The organism is Altererythrobacter sp. C41, assembly GCF_016803135.1.
In the GTDB taxonomy this organism is placed as follows: domain Bacteria; phylum Pseudomonadota; class Alphaproteobacteria; order Sphingomonadales; family Sphingomonadaceae; genus Pelagerythrobacter.
In genome coordinates, this window is sequence record NZ_JAEVFE010000013.1 from 12,825 (window position 1) to 27,642 (window position 14,818).

At 66.0% G+C, this 14,818-nt stretch carries 15 protein-coding genes; 5 read left to right on the forward strand and 10 right to left on the reverse strand.

Annotated elements, in window-relative coordinates; translation table 11 throughout:
- The 3 genes from JNO53_RS14525 (at position 1) to JNO53_RS14535 (ending at position 4,401) form a co-directional block, all read left to right on the forward strand.
- On the forward strand, positions 1-2,151 hold the full coding sequence (locus JNO53_RS14525) for a GumC family protein (protein WP_203113174.1): 2,151 nt from the start codon (positions 1-3) through the stop codon (positions 2,149-2,151).
- A complete protein-coding gene (locus tag JNO53_RS14530) occupies positions 2,135-3,316 on the forward strand; it encodes a hypothetical protein (protein ID WP_203113177.1) in 1,182 nt (393 codons plus the stop codon). The genes JNO53_RS14525 and JNO53_RS14530 overlap by 17 nt, the downstream gene beginning before the upstream one ends.
- A 71-nt stretch (positions 3,317-3,387) precedes the next feature.
- Positions 3,388-4,401: an SDR family NAD(P)-dependent oxidoreductase gene (locus JNO53_RS14535; protein ID WP_203113180.1), complete on the forward strand. Its 1,014-nt coding sequence runs from the start codon at positions 3,388-3,390 to the stop codon at positions 4,399-4,401.
- A gap of 7 nt (positions 4,402-4,408) precedes the next feature.
- Here JNO53_RS14535 and wecC read toward each other — a convergent pair whose 3' ends face one another.
- From wecC to JNO53_RS14585, 10 genes are all read right to left on the reverse strand, one after another.
- Positions 4,409-5,710, reverse strand: a complete 1,302-nt coding sequence (gene wecC / locus JNO53_RS14540; RefSeq protein ID WP_203113184.1) for a UDP-N-acetyl-D-mannosamine dehydrogenase — start codon at positions 5,708-5,710, stop codon at positions 4,409-4,411.
- Between the two features lie 101 nt (positions 5,711-5,811).
- On the reverse strand, positions 5,812-6,933 hold the full coding sequence (gene wecB, locus JNO53_RS14545) for a non-hydrolyzing UDP-N-acetylglucosamine 2-epimerase (RefSeq protein ID WP_203113187.1): 1,122 nt from the start codon (positions 6,931-6,933) through the stop codon (positions 5,812-5,814).
- A gap of 35 nt (positions 6,934-6,968) precedes the next feature.
- Entirely contained in the window at positions 6,969-7,592 is a 624-nt protein-coding gene (locus JNO53_RS14550) for a hypothetical protein (RefSeq protein ID WP_203113190.1), read from the reverse strand.
- A 102-nt stretch (positions 7,593-7,694) separates the two neighbouring features.
- Positions 7,695-8,216: a demethoxyubiquinone hydroxylase family protein gene (locus JNO53_RS14555; RefSeq protein WP_203113193.1), complete on the reverse strand. Its 522-nt coding sequence runs from the start codon at positions 8,214-8,216 to the stop codon at positions 7,695-7,697.
- Positions 8,213-8,692, reverse strand: coding sequence for a disulfide bond formation protein B (locus JNO53_RS14560; protein ID WP_203113258.1), 480 nt, complete (start codon positions 8,690-8,692; stop codon positions 8,213-8,215). The genes JNO53_RS14555 and JNO53_RS14560 overlap by 4 nt, the downstream gene beginning before the upstream one ends.
- A 12-nt stretch (positions 8,693-8,704) precedes the next feature.
- Positions 8,705-10,048, reverse strand: coding sequence for a S41 family peptidase (locus JNO53_RS14565; RefSeq protein WP_238401961.1), 1,344 nt, complete (start codon positions 10,046-10,048; stop codon positions 8,705-8,707).
- Positions 10,049-10,127: 79 nt separating this feature from the next.
- Positions 10,128-11,351, reverse strand: a complete 1,224-nt coding sequence (locus JNO53_RS14570) for a murein hydrolase activator EnvC family protein (RefSeq protein ID WP_203113196.1) — start codon at positions 11,349-11,351, stop codon at positions 10,128-10,130.
- Between the two features lie 4 nt (positions 11,352-11,355).
- The gene (locus JNO53_RS14575; RefSeq protein ID WP_203113199.1) at positions 11,356-11,778 is read right to left on the reverse strand and encodes a 23S rRNA (pseudouridine(1915)-N(3))-methyltransferase RlmH; all 423 of its coding nucleotides are present in this window, start codon (positions 11,776-11,778) and stop codon (positions 11,356-11,358) included.
- Between the two features lie 13 nt (positions 11,779-11,791).
- A complete protein-coding gene (gene rsfS / locus JNO53_RS14580) occupies positions 11,792-12,184 on the reverse strand; it encodes a ribosome silencing factor (protein WP_203113212.1) in 393 nt (130 codons plus the stop codon).
- A gap of 78 nt (positions 12,185-12,262) precedes the next feature.
- Complete coding sequence (locus JNO53_RS14585) at positions 12,263-12,931, reverse strand: nicotinate-nucleotide adenylyltransferase (protein WP_203113215.1); 669 nt, start codon at positions 12,929-12,931, stop codon at positions 12,263-12,265.
- Positions 12,932-13,197: 266 nt separating this feature from the next.
- Here JNO53_RS14585 and JNO53_RS14590 point away from each other — a divergent pair, with 266 nt between their 5' ends.
- Positions 13,198-14,355, forward strand: coding sequence for a peptidoglycan DD-metalloendopeptidase family protein (locus JNO53_RS14590; RefSeq protein ID WP_338015369.1), 1,158 nt, complete (start codon positions 13,198-13,200; stop codon positions 14,353-14,355).
- On the forward strand, positions 14,348-14,761 hold the full coding sequence (locus JNO53_RS14595) for a bactofilin family protein (protein WP_203113228.1): 414 nt from the start codon (positions 14,348-14,350) through the stop codon (positions 14,759-14,761). Before JNO53_RS14590 ends, JNO53_RS14595 begins: the two co-directional genes overlap by 8 nt.
- Positions 14,762-14,818: the final 57 nt, after the last annotated feature.

Genomic DNA, 14,818 nt, shown 5'->3' on the forward strand with positions numbered 1-14,818 from the left:
ATGACAGACGCAGTCATACATTCCGCACAGCCGGACACGGCCGAAGGTGCGGATGAGAGTTCCGGAGTCCTCGCGTTCGAGCGGTACTGGCGCCAAGCCGTCAATTCCCGGCTTCTGATCGCAGGAATCCTTGCGGGAGGACTCGTGCTAGGCTTGCTCGTAACGTTGCTCTCCACACCCCAGTATCAGAGCACTGCAGTCATTGAGATTAGTCGCGCGACTGCGAACGTGACGAATATTGATCAAACGGAGATCGAGGAACTACAGGCCGACGAGCAGTATTTCCAGACACAGTACGAGCTGCTCGGTTCGCGTTTTCTCGCGGAAGCAGTGGTGGATGCAGCCAACCTGACAGCGTCGGAGCCGTTTCGAGATGCCTTCGCCGACGATCCCGAAGCCCCGTTAGAGCGCCGCGAGGCGGTCGAAATTCTTCTGGAGCACATTAGCATTGAACCTGTACAGCTTTCCAATCTCGTAAATGTACACTTCTCTAGCCCTAGCCGCAGCCTCTCTGCCGAGATCGCGAATATCTGGGCGGAACAGTTCCTCGCGGCAAACTATGAAAAGCGTTTCGGCGCGAATATCGACGCCCGGCGGTACTTGCGCGATCAGATCGCTGAATTGCGGGAACGGCTCGCCCAATCAGAGAAGGAACTGGTCGATTACGCAAACGCGAACCAGATCGTTATCGTCGACACGACGGTTAACGATGACGACAGCAGCAGCGCCGCACGATCGCTGATTGGGGATACGCTTACGACCCTCAACCAAGCGTTGGCACAAGCGACCGCAGAAAGGATCGCCGCTGAAAGTGCGTTGAGGGCGAAAGCCACTTCGACTGAAACACGCGTAGCGTCGAGTCAGCTTCAGAGCATGTTGGCCGCGGCTGAGGCGAAACTTGCCAGCCTTAACGCAAATTTCGGCCCGGAATATCCGGAAGTTCAGGCCGCCCAATCCGAGGTGGAAGCGATTCGCGACTCCATCGCATCTTCGCAGGGCCGCGATATTTCGGGGCTGGAGGCGGCGTATCGCCAAGCACTTAACGAGGAGGCGGAACTACAGGCTCGAGTACAGGCCGTTCAAGATCGGTTCCTGTCGCAGCAAGGTGGCGGGATTCAGTATGGAATTCTGAAGCGTGAAGTGGACACCAATCGGCAGCTCTACGACGCGCTCCTGCAGCGTTCCAAGGAACTGGAGGCCGCGGGCGCTGGCAAGAACAATATGACCCTAGTTCAACCTGCTCTGCCAGCGGACGAGCCCTACAAGCCTTCGCTAGTCTTGAATCTGGCGCTGGCACTGCTCGCCGCTACGGCCGCCGCCGCCGCCGTTGTCTTCCTTCGCGAAACGATGGATCGGACGATTCGGGATCCCAATGATGTCCAGCGTCTGTTCGGCCTGCCGACACTCGGCCTCATCCCGCGCGTGGAGCAAGACGATCTGCTCGAGGAGCTTCGTCGGCGCAGTTCAGAGCTTTCGGAAGCCTATGTCGCGGCTCGCTCGAATATCTCATTCCTGACACCGCAAGGTGCACCGAAGTCACTGATGCTTACCAGCACCCGGCCGAACGAAGGCAAGTCGCTGACCTCGGTCGCGATCTGCCGGAGCTTTGCCCAGTTGGGCAAGCGGACGCTGCTGATCGATGCCGACCTTCGCAACACGGCCCTCGTCGATTTCCTCGGCAAGCAGGCATCGAAGGACGCTGGCTTGAGCAGCTTGCTGGTCGGTGGAAGCGAACCTCAGGCGGTCACCATATCGATCGAGGAACATGGATTTGACCTGATCCCAAGCGGGATGATGCCGCCGAATCCCGCCGATCTTCTCGCGACCGACGGGCTTGCTCAGTTGATCGCGAAGCTCGAGCAGAGCTACGACTTTATCCTCGTGGACGGCCCGCCGGTGCTCGGCCTTGCCGATGCGCTGGAAATCTCCACCGCAGTCCAAGGCGTGGTCTACGTCATCGAATCCAACGATGTCAAAATCCGCGCCATTGAGAACGCCCTGCGCCGCCTGCGTGCGGCCAACGCGAAGGTCTATGGTGCGATTGTGACCAAGCTCGACGACCGCAACTCGGCCTACGGATATGGCTACGGATATGGCTACGGATACGGCTATGGTGAACCCGTAGACGATGCGAATGCCGCACGCGCCTGAGGCACGGCCAAGCCGCCTGCGCCTGGTGCTGGTGGTTCTGGTATTTCCCGTTCTGGCGGTTCTTTCCTTCGCGCAGACTCTGGCTATCGTGGGCGAGGACGGGCAGCCCGACAAGGCGGCGGCAATCGCACCCTGGGATGGTTCGGCACGGGCTCACTTCGCGAAAGCCGCGTATCAGGGTCAGCTCGCCCAGAATCCTGCAGCAGCCGAGCCGCCGGCCGACTGGATCGTGGATCTCGCTCTCGAGGCTTATCAGCGCCAACCGCTGGTGCCCGGCGCGCTCGCGGTAATCGGCGCTGCGCAACCCGATGGCGGGAGCCCCGCGTTCTGGGGCGCAGCGGCCAAGATCAGCCGCCGCGACACACTGCTCCAAGGCATGCTCCTCAACTTCCACCTGCGAGCGGACGATCTCGACAGCGCCATCCGCGTTCTCAATCAGATTCTTCAAGTTCGGGTCGAGCAGCGGCCGGCTGCCTATGTGGCGCTGACGCAGGCGCTTCGTGATCCGCGTTCAGTGGAAACGTTCGTGGAAATTCTCGGGACGGGGCCCGACTGGGCCAACGGCTTCCTCGTTACGGCGGCGCGCGACAAAGACGCGCTGGGAAATCTCGGCCTCGTCCGGCAACGACTACCCGATGACGTTGTCGACCCAAACACCGACCGCAGGCTCGTACACGCCTTCGCCAGTTTCGGGGAGCTCGATCTCGCCTACGATCTCTACGCGGACCTGTCGACGCAGCGTACCGATGAGGGCGGCGGCTGGAGCTCGGAGATCCCCCCGTTCGACTGGACTTTGGCAGACCAGCCCGGCTTTCGCGCCCAGGTCATCGGCGGGGAGGAAGAGCTTCAGCTGACGATTGCGCGTGGCAAGGGCGGCGTATTCGCGAAACGGATCCTGCCGGCGCAGTCGCACGCACTCAGCATCAACGGGCGACATGACCTGAAGCCGCAGCAGCAGGCAGACAGGCTGGAGATCGCGGTCGCGTGCGTTGGCGGCGACGGCCCGATTGCGCAGGAAAACCTGGCCGAAGGGAAGATAGCGCTCAACGCCATTCTTCCGGCCGACTGCGGGTTCGTAGAGATTTCACTTTCGGGTCGGGCGTGGTCGTATGGCCAACGTATCACCGGCAGCATTGCGCCGCTCACCATCATCGCTAGCGAGTAACAGGCTTTTCTCCCCAGACGATTGCAACGCTAGCCTCGATCTAGCGCGCTTGAAACAGGTAGGTGAGAGCAATGCGCAAGGTCCTCGTCACCGGCAGCGCCGGCTTCATCGGCTTCCACTTGTCCAAGCTGCTGCTTGAGGAAGGTTTCGCCGTCGTTGGCTATGACGGCATGACCGATTACTACGACGTCAGACTCAAGGAACGGCGGCACCAGATGCTGCTGCAGTACGAGCATTTCAGCGCGAACGTCGGGATGCTGGAGGATTTCGACAAGCTCTACGCGCTCGCCATGGCGGAGCGGCCCGACGTGATCGTCCATCTCGCGGCGCAGGCCGGAGTACGCTATTCGCTCGAAAACCCGCGCGCCTATATCGACGCCAATATCGTCGGCACGTTCAACGTGATGGAGTGCGCACGCGAGCTCGGGGTCGAGCATCTGCTCATGGCCAGTACGAGCTCGGTCTACGGCGCGAACGAGGAGATGCCGTTCGACGAGCGCGAGAAGTGCGACACGCAGCTTACGCTCTACGCCGCGACCAAGAAGGCAAACGAGTCGATGGGGCACAGCTACGCGCACCTGTGGAACCTGCCGACCACGATGTTCCGCTTCTTCACGGTCTACGGCCCTTGGGGCCGTCCGGACATGGCGCTGTTCAAGTTCACCAAGGGCATTCTCGAAGGCACGCCGATCGACATATACAACCACGGCGAGATGTACCGCGACTTCACCTATGTGACGGACCTGGTGCGCGGAATCCGCCTGCTGATCGATGCCGTACCCGAGCGTCCCGAGAGCGCCGCGGATATCGCAGAATACGACAGCCTCTCGCCCGCAGCCCCGTTCCGCGTGGTCAATATCGGCAACAGCGACAAGGTTCGCCTGATGGACTTCGTCGAGGCGATCGAGGCCGAATGCGGGCGCGAAGCGGTGAGGAACTTCATGGACATGCAGAAAGGCGATGTCCCCGCCACCTGGGCAGATGCGACGCTGCTGCAGGAGCTCACCGGTTATCGCCCGCAGACCAACGTGAAGGAAGGTATCCGGCAATTCGTTGGCTGGTATCGTGACTATTACGGCGTCTAGGGAGCGGCTAACTCGCCAGCCGTAACCCCGGTCGATTGAGGCTAGCCGCCGCATCGGGCCAGATCCCGCGGGTGTCGTAGATCAGCGCGTGAGACCGTTCTTCGCCCGGTACCACGCGGAACACGTCATGGTCGACAAGGACGATGAGGATGCCGCAAGTCTCGAGTGCGGTGTCGAGGTCGATCAATGCCGCGCCGGTCCCTTCGAACTCGATCGGCAGCTCTGCAGCGTAGGGTTCGACCACGCGGACGCGCTCACCGAACCGGCGCGCCAGTCTGCCCGCCACGAAACGCGCCGGGCTCTCGCGGAAGTCGTCGATGTTGGCCTTGAACGCGAGCCCAAGACAGGCGACCGGCACGCCGGGGTTGTCGGCTATCAGCTTCTCGGCCTGCGCGACGACGTGATGCATCTTGGCGTCGTTGGTGTCGCGTGCGGCACGGATCATCTTCGCCTGTTCCGGCGCGCCATGGACGATGAACCATGGATCGACCGCAATGCAGTGGCCGCCGACGCCCGGGCCGGGCTGGAGGACATTCACGCGCGGGTGGCGGTTGGCGAGGCGGATAACCTCCCACACATCGAGGCCCATGTGATCGGCGATCATCGACAGCTCGTTGGCAAAGGCGATGTTGACGTCGCGGAAGGCGTTCTCGACCAGTTTGCACATCTCGGCGCTGCGCGCGTCGGTGGTGACGCAGGTGCCGCGCACGAAACGCTTGTAGAAGGCGAGCGCCTTTCGTGCGCAACGCGGCGTGATGCCGCCGATCGAGCGGTCGTTGTTGGTGAGCTCTTCCAGGATGCGGCCCGGAAGGACGCGCTCCGGGCAATAGGCGATCGCCACATCGGGCGTCTCGCTCGTCAGCCCCGGAAGCTTGAGATCCGGGCGCAATCCGGCGAACAGATCGCGCATCGCGTCGGTGGTGCCGACCGGTGAGGTCGATTCGAGAATCACGGTGTCGCCCTTCTTGAGCACGCCCGCGATCTCCGTAGCCGCGGCCATGACATAGGAGGTATCGGGCGTGTGCTGCCCGTCCTTCTCGAACGGCGTAGGCACCGCGATCACGAACACGTCAGCTGGCTGCACCTGCGTCGACGCCTTGAGCAGGCCGCGCTGGACGACTCCGCGCACGAGACCGTCGAGATCAATTTCCTCGATATGGATCTCACCGCGGTTGATCGTCTCGACCACCGCTTCGGAAACGTCGATTCCCATCACCGGGCAGTTGGCCCGCGCGATGATTGCCGCGGTCGGCAGGCCGATATACCCAAGGCCGATGACACAGACTTCCGGTTTTTCCTCGCCGCGCATGGCCGCTCCGCTTGATATTCGCCTTCGCGCGACGCCTAACGGCGAGGGGTAAAGATACCGGTAACGATGGTGCGCGATTCCGGTAGCGAGCGGATGGAGCGTCAGGCCGCGAGAAGCTCGAGGATCCGCTGCGTGGCCCGCCCGTCGCCGAACGGGTTGTGAGCCCGTGCCATGGCGTCGTAGGCGGCGGAATCGTCGAGCAGGCGCTCGGTTTCCGCAACGATGCGGTCGGCATCGGTTCCGACGAGCCTGGCGGTCCCGGCCACGACGCCCTCGGGCCGTTCGGTCGTCTCGCGCATGACGAGGACCGGCTTGCCCAATGCAGGCGCTTCTTCCTGCACGCCGCCGCTGTCGGTCAGCATGAGATGCGCAACATCGAGCAGGCGTGCAAAATGCGGATAGTCCAGCGGTTCGATCAGCGCGACGTTGTCGAGTCCCGCGAGCCGGTCGTTCATCACGGCGCGGACGTTCGGGTTGAGGTGCACGGGGAAGATCACCGCCACGTCGCGGCGCGCCGCGAGACGGGACACGGCATTCGCGATCGACTCCATCCCATGCCCGAAGTTCTCGCGCCGGTGCGTCGTCATGCCGATGATCCTGCGCCCGGCGAAACGCCTTTCCAGCGGCATCAGGTTCGCTGCAAGCAACGGCTCGCGGGCGATCTTGTCCGTTATCCAGTGCAGCGCGTCGATAACGGTGTTGCCGGTGACATGGACCGCCGCGGGATCGACGTTCTCCCGCCGCAACGCCTCGGCCGCCGTTTCGGTCGGCGCGAGGTGAAGCGCGGCGAAGCTGCCGATGACCTTGCGATTGACCTCCTCCGGCCACGGATGATGGATATTGCCGCTCCGCAGACCCGCTTCCACATGCGCCACGGGAATCTTGCGGTAGTATGCTGCCAACGCGCCTGCCATCGCGGTCGCGGTATCGCCCTGAACCACGACGACGTCCGGCCGTTCGATATCCAGCACCTGGCCGATACCCATGAGCAGCCGGGCGGTCAGGGCATCGAGCGTCTGGTCCGGCTGCATCAGGTCGAGATCGTGATCGGGCGAAATGCCCGCGATCTCCAGCACCTGGTCCAGCATTCCGCGATGCTGCCCTGAAACACAGACGCGGGAAACGAAGCGCTCGTCACTCTCGAGCGCGTGGATCAGGGGGAACAGCTTGATCGCCTCAGGCCGGGTGCCGAAGACGGTGAGAACGGTGCGCGGCGCGGTCATGCCGCCGGTCTTACCGCAGGAGGGTTAACGCCGCCTCAGCTTTCCGGCGTTTCCTGCGGCTCCGACGTTTCGGGCGCGTCCATGATCGGTTCGGCGTCTTCGCTCGGCAGGATTTCGGGGTTCTGTTCGTCGGGCAGCTCGGCATCGCGCTCGCGTTCGACGCGTTCCATGTACTCGCGTTCGATCTGCTCGACGCGTTCCTGCTCGGCCGCGGCCGCTTCGTCGATCGTCGACAGGCGTTCCGCGCGGGCGGCGGCGATAAGTTCGCTGAAGCGGACGCTCGCGCTGGTCGCCTGTTCGCCATAGGCGCGGCGGATCAGGTCCTGGGTGCACCCGGTGAAGCCGCCGGCGCCCGCGGTGGAGCACGAGAGCGTGCCGAAATCGCCGATCATCTCGAGCGATTCGACGCGCTGGGTCCAGGCGGTGTTCGCAGGGTCGTCGCTGTAGCGCAAAGTTTCCGGAATGCGGAAACGCTCGGCTTCCGGCAGGCGGGCGACGACGCAGATCTCGCCTTCGGGGCACGGCGGCGCGGCATCGTCGCCATAGACCACCGACATGCGCACGTCGTCGGGCACCTCGTCCGCCGTCGCCTGCGCCGCGAGCGGGCTGGCGAGAAGAGCGGCGCCCGAAAGCGCGAATGCTGCGAGAAGCGACTTCATGCGATGGCTTTCCTAATCTGCGTTGCCCGCCACTCTCGGGCGCGAGCCGTGAACTCTATATGAAGCGTGCGGAGGGCGAAAGCGGTTCCCGCCCGCGGCCCGTCAGACGCGTTCGGCGAGCTTGATCGCGACGCGGCAGCCTAGGCGAATCGCGCCGGTCAGCAGCGGATAGGCCGGCGCCCGTTCCGCCCCTGCGGCGAGCGCGGCATCGCGGTGCGCGCGCTCGTCCTCGCGGAACTCGTCGATCATCGCGGCGAGCTCCGGATCGGCGCCGCTTTCGACAAGCCGGTCGAGCTGCTGCGAATAGTGGCGGTCGATCTCTTCCTCGACCGCCGCGGTGCAGGCCATGGCCGCTTCGGGCCCGATCAGCGCCGTGCCCGCACCGAGCACGTATCCGGCCGCCGACCAAAACGGTTGCAGTGCCGTCGGGCGCACGCCGCGCCGCGCCATCAGAGCGTCGAACTTCGCCCGGTGCCCTTTCTCCTGCTCGGCCATTTCGGCGATCTCGGCCGCATGCGGGCCGCGGTCGCCGATCACGTCGAGCTGCCCCTGATAGATGCGCGTGGCGCCGAACTCGCCCGCCTGGTCGACGCGGATCATCCGCGCGATGTCCTGCTTTTTCATGGCGCGTGTCGCTCCTTCCCCAGCAACCAGAGGATCGCCAGGCCGCCCGCGGCGGAGAAGAGGAAATTCCATCCCGCCAGCGAGATGCCGGCCAGCGCCCAGGGCGCCTGATCGCAGCGGACCATCGGCGCGTTCATGATCGCTTCCAGCGGATCGCCGGTGCCGGCCTGCGAGATGACCGCACAGGCCGTCACCCCTTCCCACCAGCCGTACTCGACGCCGGCGTGAAACGCCCCGATGGCGCCCGAGACCAGGATGGCGAGCGCCGCCAGCGCAACCCACAGCCGCCGGGGCGCGGCGACCGTGGAGAGCAGCGCGAGCGCGAGCGCGGCGAAGTGCGGCCAGCGCTGCCACCAGCACATCTCGCACGGATAGAGGCCGAAGCCGTACTGCGAGACATAGGCGCCGGCGAGCAGCAGCGCGGGCACGCCCAGCGCAAGCCGCTGGGCCAGCCGGCCATGGGGCGTTTCGAGCATCCGCATGCGCGCCTACTTCCGCCGCACGAGGGCGGTCGGTGCGGTGCGGCGCAGTGTTTCGAGCGCGTAGTGGAGCTGGTAATCCTCGATCCCCTGCTCCTTCAGCTCGTCCGCCGTTGCGGTGAAACGCGGATCTTCGCGCAAGTCGCGCTCGAGCTCTTCATCCTTGAGTGCGGCCTCGTTGACGAGATGGCCGCGAAGGTCCGACTCGCGCAGGATGAACTTGGCCCGCTTGGCCAGGTCCGGGTCCGAAAGCTGCGGCACGGCGATGTCGGGATCGATCCCGCCTTCCTGCACCGAATGACCCGCCGGCGTGTAGTAGCGCGCAGTGGTGAGCTTGAGCGCGGCGTCGGGGCCGAGCGGCAGAAGCGTCTGCACGCTGCCCTTGCCGAAGCTGCGCTGGCCCATGACCACGGCGCGCCGATGATCCTGCAGCGCGCCCGCGACGATCTCGCTGGCCGAGGCCGAACCGGCATCGATCAGCACGATCATCGGCACGTCCTTGGCGATCTCGCCGCGATAGACCGTTTCGGCGTTGTAGACGTAAGTCTCGCCCGCGGCACGGCCGCGCTGTGAGACGATGCGGCCTTCCTCGAGGAAGAGGTCGCTCAGCGCCACCGCTTCGTCGAGCGAGCCGCCGGGGTTGGCGCGCAGGTCGAGCACCAGGCCGTCGAGGCCGCCGGGCGCCTGCTTGGACAGCGCTTCCCAGGCGGAGAAGACATCGGCCCCCACGTCGCGCGAGAACTCGTTGACCATGATGACGCCGATGTTACCCGGCTTGAGCTCGTGGGTGACCGGCTCGAGTTCGATCAGCCCGCGCGTGACCGTGACGTCGAACGGCTCGTCACGCCCGGGGCGGAAGATCGTCAAGCGGATCGAGGTGCCGGCTGGTCCGCGCATGCGGGTGACTGCCTCGTCAAGATCGCCCCCGTAGATCAGTTCGCCGTCGAGATGGGTGATATAGTCGCCGGCCTTGAGCCCGGCCTCCATCGCCGGACTGCCGCGGAACGGCGAGATGATCTTCACCGCGCCGTCGTCCATCTGCACGGACAGGCCGAGCCCGGTGTAATTGCCGTCGATCATCGTTTCGAGCCGCTGCAGATCCGACCCGTCGAGATAGGCGGAGTGCGGATCGAGGCTGGCGAGCATGCCGTCGATCGCGCCGCGGATCAGCGTCTCGTCGTCGACCGGCTCGACGTAGCTGGCCTTGATCCGCTCGTAGGTCGCGAACAGGCGCGCGAATTCGGAGCCGGCGCGGCCGTCGACCTGCGCGACGCCCGCAGTCGTCGCCGGGATGAGCGCTACCGCAGTGACGAGCGCGGCCGATCGGGCGAGATCGGCGAATTTGATGGCCATAAAGCCTCCTTTACGAGAGCGCTTTTATCGCGCGCGCGGGCTTAATGCCAGATGAGGATGCGGTCGGGCGCCGCCCGCCCTATCCAACGTAATCGAGCGGGTTCACCGGGGTTCCGTCACGCCGGAGCTCGAGCGTCACGACCGGCGTGTCGGCCGCGGCAATGCCCAGAGGAGCACCCGAAACGAGCGCCTCCCCGACAGCGACGTCGATGCGCGCCAGGCCGGTGACGAGGCTGGTCCACCCTCCGTCGTGCTCGATGATGACGATCCGCTCGTAGCCGCGATAGGGGCCGGCGAAGGCCACCCGGCCGCCGCCGGGGGCGACGACCTGCGCGGCGGGGCGCGGCGCCAGCGAGAGGCCGTTGCTGCGCAGGCCCGCCGGGGACACCGCGCCGAAGCCGGCCACGGTCTGTCCGACGACCGGAAGCTGGAAATCGTCCGGCGGCGGGGTCGCGGAGGGCGTGGGGGTGGGGCGCACGGCTGTGGTGACCCGGGCCGATTCGGGGCTGGCCGGCCGGATGATGGGACCCGGAAGCGCGGCCAGTTCGCGGCGCAGCGCGCTGGCATCGTCCAGCTTCGCGATCAGTGTGTCGAGATCGCGCGCCTCCTCCGCCAGGGCGAGCGCCCGATCGGCCTCGCGGGCAGCGACGCCGGTTGCGCGGCGCGATGCGAGCCGTTGCCGGCTTTCGAGCCCGACCAGCCTCTGGCGCCGGGTGCCGAGCTGCGCCTCGCTTGCGCGCAGGGCCGCGAGGGCTTGCTGCGCTTCGGTTTCGAGCCGCTGCCCGCGCGCAATCTCGGCGCGGAGTGCGGCGGTGCGCTGGCGGACCTCGGGAATGGTCGTCTCGAGCAGGGCGCGCAGGTAGACCGTCTCGCGCAGCGATCCGGGGCGCAGGGCCGAGAGCGCAAGCGGCCGGCGTGCGAACTTCTGCAATGCCGCCGTAAGGCGCAGCAGCGGCTCGCGCCGTTCGGCGAGGCGCATGTCGAGCGTCCGCCGCTGGCCGTCGATCAGCGCGATACGTGCCTCTGCAGCGGCGATGTCGGCTTCCGCTTGCTGGATACGCGCGGCAAGCGCAGCGGCTTCTCGCGCCGTCTTCTCTGCCGCCTCGGTCGCGGCGCGTGCCTCGGCTTCTAGCCGTGCCCCGCGCAGCTCTGCCGCCCGCGCCTCTTCCTGCGCCTTGCGGAGCGCAGCGCGCGCATCGCCTGGATCGGAGATGCCGTCGGCCCGCTGCGCGGCAGCAATGCCGCCGATCGCGACGGCGACGGCAGTCATGGTCAGGACGAGGGTCGTCACGCGGCGCCGCATCGCACTATCCTGCCCGATGGTAGGGGTGTCCGGCAAGAATTGCGGTGGCGCGGTAAAGCTGCTCGAGCAGCATGGCGCGCGCCAGCAGGTGCGGCCAGGTCGCCTTGCCGAATGCGAGCAGCAGATCCGCCTCCGCACGCTCCTCCGCCGAATGACCGTCGGCCGCGCCGAGCACGAAACGCGCCTCGCGCACGCCTTCGTCACGCCAGCGACCGAGCAGCGCGGCAAAATCTTCTGAGGATAGCTGCTTGCCGCGCTCGTCGAGCAGGACGGTGCGGGCCGGCGCCTGCGGATCGGGCACTTTGCCTCCGGCCTCGGGCAGCTCGGTGGACCGGAAAGGCCAGGTCAGACGCTTCTCGTAACGCGCGACCAGCTCGGCCTCGGGCGAGCGCCCGATCTTGCCGCGCGCCACGACATGCAGGAGCATGTTTTTGCCGGCCTCAGGCGGTTCCGGCAGCCACGGGCGGGGCGTCGCCGAAGGCCCACATGCGTTCCAAGTTGTAGAAGCTGCGGACTTCCGGGCGGAACAGGTGGACGACGACGTCGCCCGCGTCGATCAGCACCCAGTCGGCCTGCGGCAAGCCTTCGAGCCGCACCGGCCCATGGCCTTCCTGCTTGACCCTCTCGGCGAGCTTCTGCGCGATCGCGGCCACCTGACGGGTCGAACGGCCCGAGGCGATGACCATGTGATCGGCAATGCTCGACTTGCCCGCGAGCGGAATCGACACGACGTCCTGCGCCTGGTCGTCCTCCAGTTGCGCGAGGACGAGCGCGTGAAGCGAGCCCGGCTCGGCTTCAGTCACCGGCGAATGCCGCGAATCGTGCTCGGGCATGGATGTTTGCGCCTGGTTCATAGGCGGTTGTTGCGCTCCTGACGGTTGCGAGAGAAAATGCGAGGGCGGCGATGCGCATCATGGCGCCTGCACGCGCTCCCCCCGGGATATGGGGACTATTCGGCGGAATGTAAGCTCATCGCGCGGCGGAACCTGCGAGTAGCGCCCGGCCCAGTCGGGGTCGTCACGGCGGAGGGCCGTGGCCGATCGGGGATCCGGATCGAAACGCAATGTCACCAGGCTCGGCGCACTCCATTCGCCCCTGTTCCTGAACTCGGCGGCTTCGACCCGGTGTCGACGCAACCATGCCATCGCGGGGCTTGCGAGGGCTGCTCCATCATAGCCCGGCCGTGCAATCACCGCAATCGGCATCGCACGCGCTATGCCGCGCCAATCCTTCCACTGGTGGAACTGCGCGAGATTGTCCGCTCCCATGAGCCAGACGAACTCGCGGTCCGGATAGCGCCGGATCAGCGCCCGCAGGGTGTCGACCGTGTACCGAGTGCCGAGCTCGCGCTCGATCGCGGTGACGCGGATCGGAGCGCGGCGCGCCTGCCTGATGGCCGACTTCACACGTGCGGGGAGCGGGGCCATGCCGGCCCGCGGCTTGAGCGGATTTCCCGGCGATACCAGCCACCAGACTTCGTCCAGCCCGAGCGCCTCCGCGGCGAACAGCGATATCCGGCGATGCCCGCCATGGGCAGGGTTGAAGCTGCCGCCGAGCAGACCGATCCGGCGCGCGCGCATCAGGGGAAGATCGGCCTGGAACGGCCGCTTGCGATCAAGCCCATGATCGCGGCCTAGCAGGGGCGGCGAGGTCTGTCAGTCGGGGATTCGCCAGTCGGGAGATGAGGTCATTTGCGAAGAACTTGGGTTAATTTCGTAACCCGGAAACGATTCACCCCGCGAGTCGTTCGATTCGCCCTTTTGCTTTATTTCACGATTCGACCCGCGCCCCCTCCCGTGGTAGCGGCCCCGCCGGGATAAAAAGGACGGCATAGGGGTCGTAATTGGTGACTAGCTCAACCGTAGGCGGATGGGTGGACCGCCTTCGGGCTTGGTTCCCGGATCGCGAATTCTTCATGCGATCCCAAGGACAGGTCCGTTTCATCCGCATTTCATCACGCGTGCAGATGACCGCCGCGGCGATCGCCTCGGCGGCGCTCGTCGCGTGGATGGTCAGCCTCGCGGTCATGGGCTGGAGCCAGTTCCGCGCAGAAGCGGACCGCATGTCGCTGCTCGAGCGCGAGGCGAGAGTCGCGACTTCGGAAGAACGGCTCGACGCCTACGGCGACGATCTCACGGCCGTCGCCGAGGATCTCGAACAGCGCCAGACGGTGCTCGAGGAAATGGCCGAGATGCTGCCCGACGACATCAAGCGGCAGGCACCGGTCAGCGATTCGACCGGCGAGGCGGCGGAAACCGTCGCCAAGGTCAGCGCGGTCTTCCCCGAGGCGCGGTCGCTGGCCCAGATCGAGGCCCGCCAGCTCGCGCTGGTCGAGAAGATGACCCGCTTCGCCGACCACCGTGCCGAGCGCGCCGCGGAGGCGATGCGCACGCTGGGGCTCGATCCTTCGGCAATCCTGCGCTCCGCCCAGCAGGACGCGATGGGTGGTCCGCTCGAACTGCTCGCGACCGGCGCCGACGGCAAAGTCGATCCGCGTTTCGAGCGCCTCGGCCTCAGCCTCGCGCAGATGGCGGCACTCGAACAGGGCCTCGACGGCATTCCGCAGTTCGAGCCCGCCAATCTCAAGTACATCTCGTCCGGCTTCGGCTATCGCCGCGACCCGTTCACGGGCCACGGCGCGATGCACAAGGGTCTCGACTTCCGCGGTCCGGTCGGCGCGCCGATCTTCGCCGCGGCGGAAGGCCGCGTCAGCTTCGTCGGGCGCAAGTCTGGCTACGGCAAAGTGGTCGAGATCACGCATGGCAACGGCCTGACCACCCGCTACGCCCACATGTCGAAATTTTCCGCCAAGGTGGGCCAGCGGGTCGACGCTGGGCACGTGATTGGCGCGATCGGCAGCACCGGCCGCTCGACCGGCCCTCACCTTCACTTCGAAGTCCGCATCAACGGCCGCGCGGTCAATCCGCGCCCCTTCCTGGAGACAGCCCCCGATGTTCTCAAAGAAGCCAGAGCCCGAGTTGGAGGGAGCGATTCCGATGTCTAGACCCTCCGCACCATCCAGTTCGACGTTCTCCGTGATCGGCGCCGACGTCACCATCAAGGGCGACGTATCCGCCTCCACCGAGCTTCACGTCGACGGCCGCATCGAAGGCGACATCACCTGCGAATCGCTGGTGCAGGGCGAAACGAGCGTGATCGACGGTGCGATCAGCGCCGAGACTGCGCGCCTCGCCGGCCGGATTTCCGGCTCGATCACGGCGCGCCATCTCGTCGTCCTGAAATCGGCCCGGGTCGAAGGCGACGTGAATTACGACGCCCTGACGATCGAGCAGGGCGCACAGGTCGAAGGCCGCTTCGCCCATCGCGCACCGAATCAGCGCGCGACCGACAAGCCAGTTGCCCCGGTTTCGAGCGATGACGGCGAGCCGAAGCTGACGCTGGCGACCTGAGCTAGCCGTCGCGGGCCCATCAAGCTCGCAGAAGGGAGCGAAGCGCCGCCACCGAGG

Bases quoted from the DNA above. Each gene is read 5' to 3' on its own strand.
- JNO53_RS14525 (WP_203113174.1), top strand. From the start codon at position 1: ATGACAGACGCAGTCATACATTCCGCACAGCCGGACACGGCCGAAGGT.
- JNO53_RS14560 (WP_203113258.1), bottom strand. From the start codon at position 8,692: ATGCTCGAAACGCCCCATGGCCGGCTGGCCCAGCGGCTTGCGCTGGGC.
- JNO53_RS14570 (WP_203113196.1), bottom strand. From the start codon at position 11,351: ATGCGGCGCCGCGTGACGACCCTCGTCCTGACCATGACTGCCGTCGCC.
- JNO53_RS14555 (WP_203113193.1), bottom strand. From the start codon at position 8,216: ATGAAAAAGCAGGACATCGCGCGGATGATCCGCGTCGACCAGGCGGGC.
- rsfS (WP_203113212.1), bottom strand. From the start codon at position 12,184: ATGCCCGAGCACGATTCGCGGCATTCGCCGGTGACTGAAGCCGAGCCG.
- wecB (WP_203113187.1), bottom strand. From the start codon at position 6,933: ATGACCGCGCCGCGCACCGTTCTCACCGTCTTCGGCACCCGGCCTGAG.
- wecC (WP_203113184.1), bottom strand. From the start codon at position 5,710: ATGCGCGGCGAGGAAAAACCGGAAGTCTGTGTCATCGGCCTTGGGTAT.
- JNO53_RS14595 (WP_203113228.1), top strand. From the start codon at position 14,348: ATGTCTAGACCCTCCGCACCATCCAGTTCGACGTTCTCCGTGATCGGC.
- JNO53_RS14530 (WP_203113177.1), top strand. From the start codon at position 2,135: ATGCCGCACGCGCCTGAGGCACGGCCAAGCCGCCTGCGCCTGGTGCTG.
- JNO53_RS14575 (WP_203113199.1), bottom strand. From the start codon at position 11,778: ATGCTCCTGCATGTCGTGGCGCGCGGCAAGATCGGGCGCTCGCCCGAG.
- JNO53_RS14535 (WP_203113180.1), top strand. From the start codon at position 3,388: ATGCGCAAGGTCCTCGTCACCGGCAGCGCCGGCTTCATCGGCTTCCAC.
- JNO53_RS14565 (WP_238401961.1), bottom strand. From the start codon at position 10,048: ATGGCCATCAAATTCGCCGATCTCGCCCGATCGGCCGCGCTCGTCACT.
- JNO53_RS14585 (WP_203113215.1), bottom strand. From the start codon at position 12,931: ATGCGCGCGCGCCGGATCGGTCTGCTCGGCGGCAGCTTCAACCCTGCC.
- JNO53_RS14550 (WP_203113190.1), bottom strand. From the start codon at position 7,592: ATGAAGTCGCTTCTCGCAGCATTCGCGCTTTCGGGCGCCGCTCTTCTC.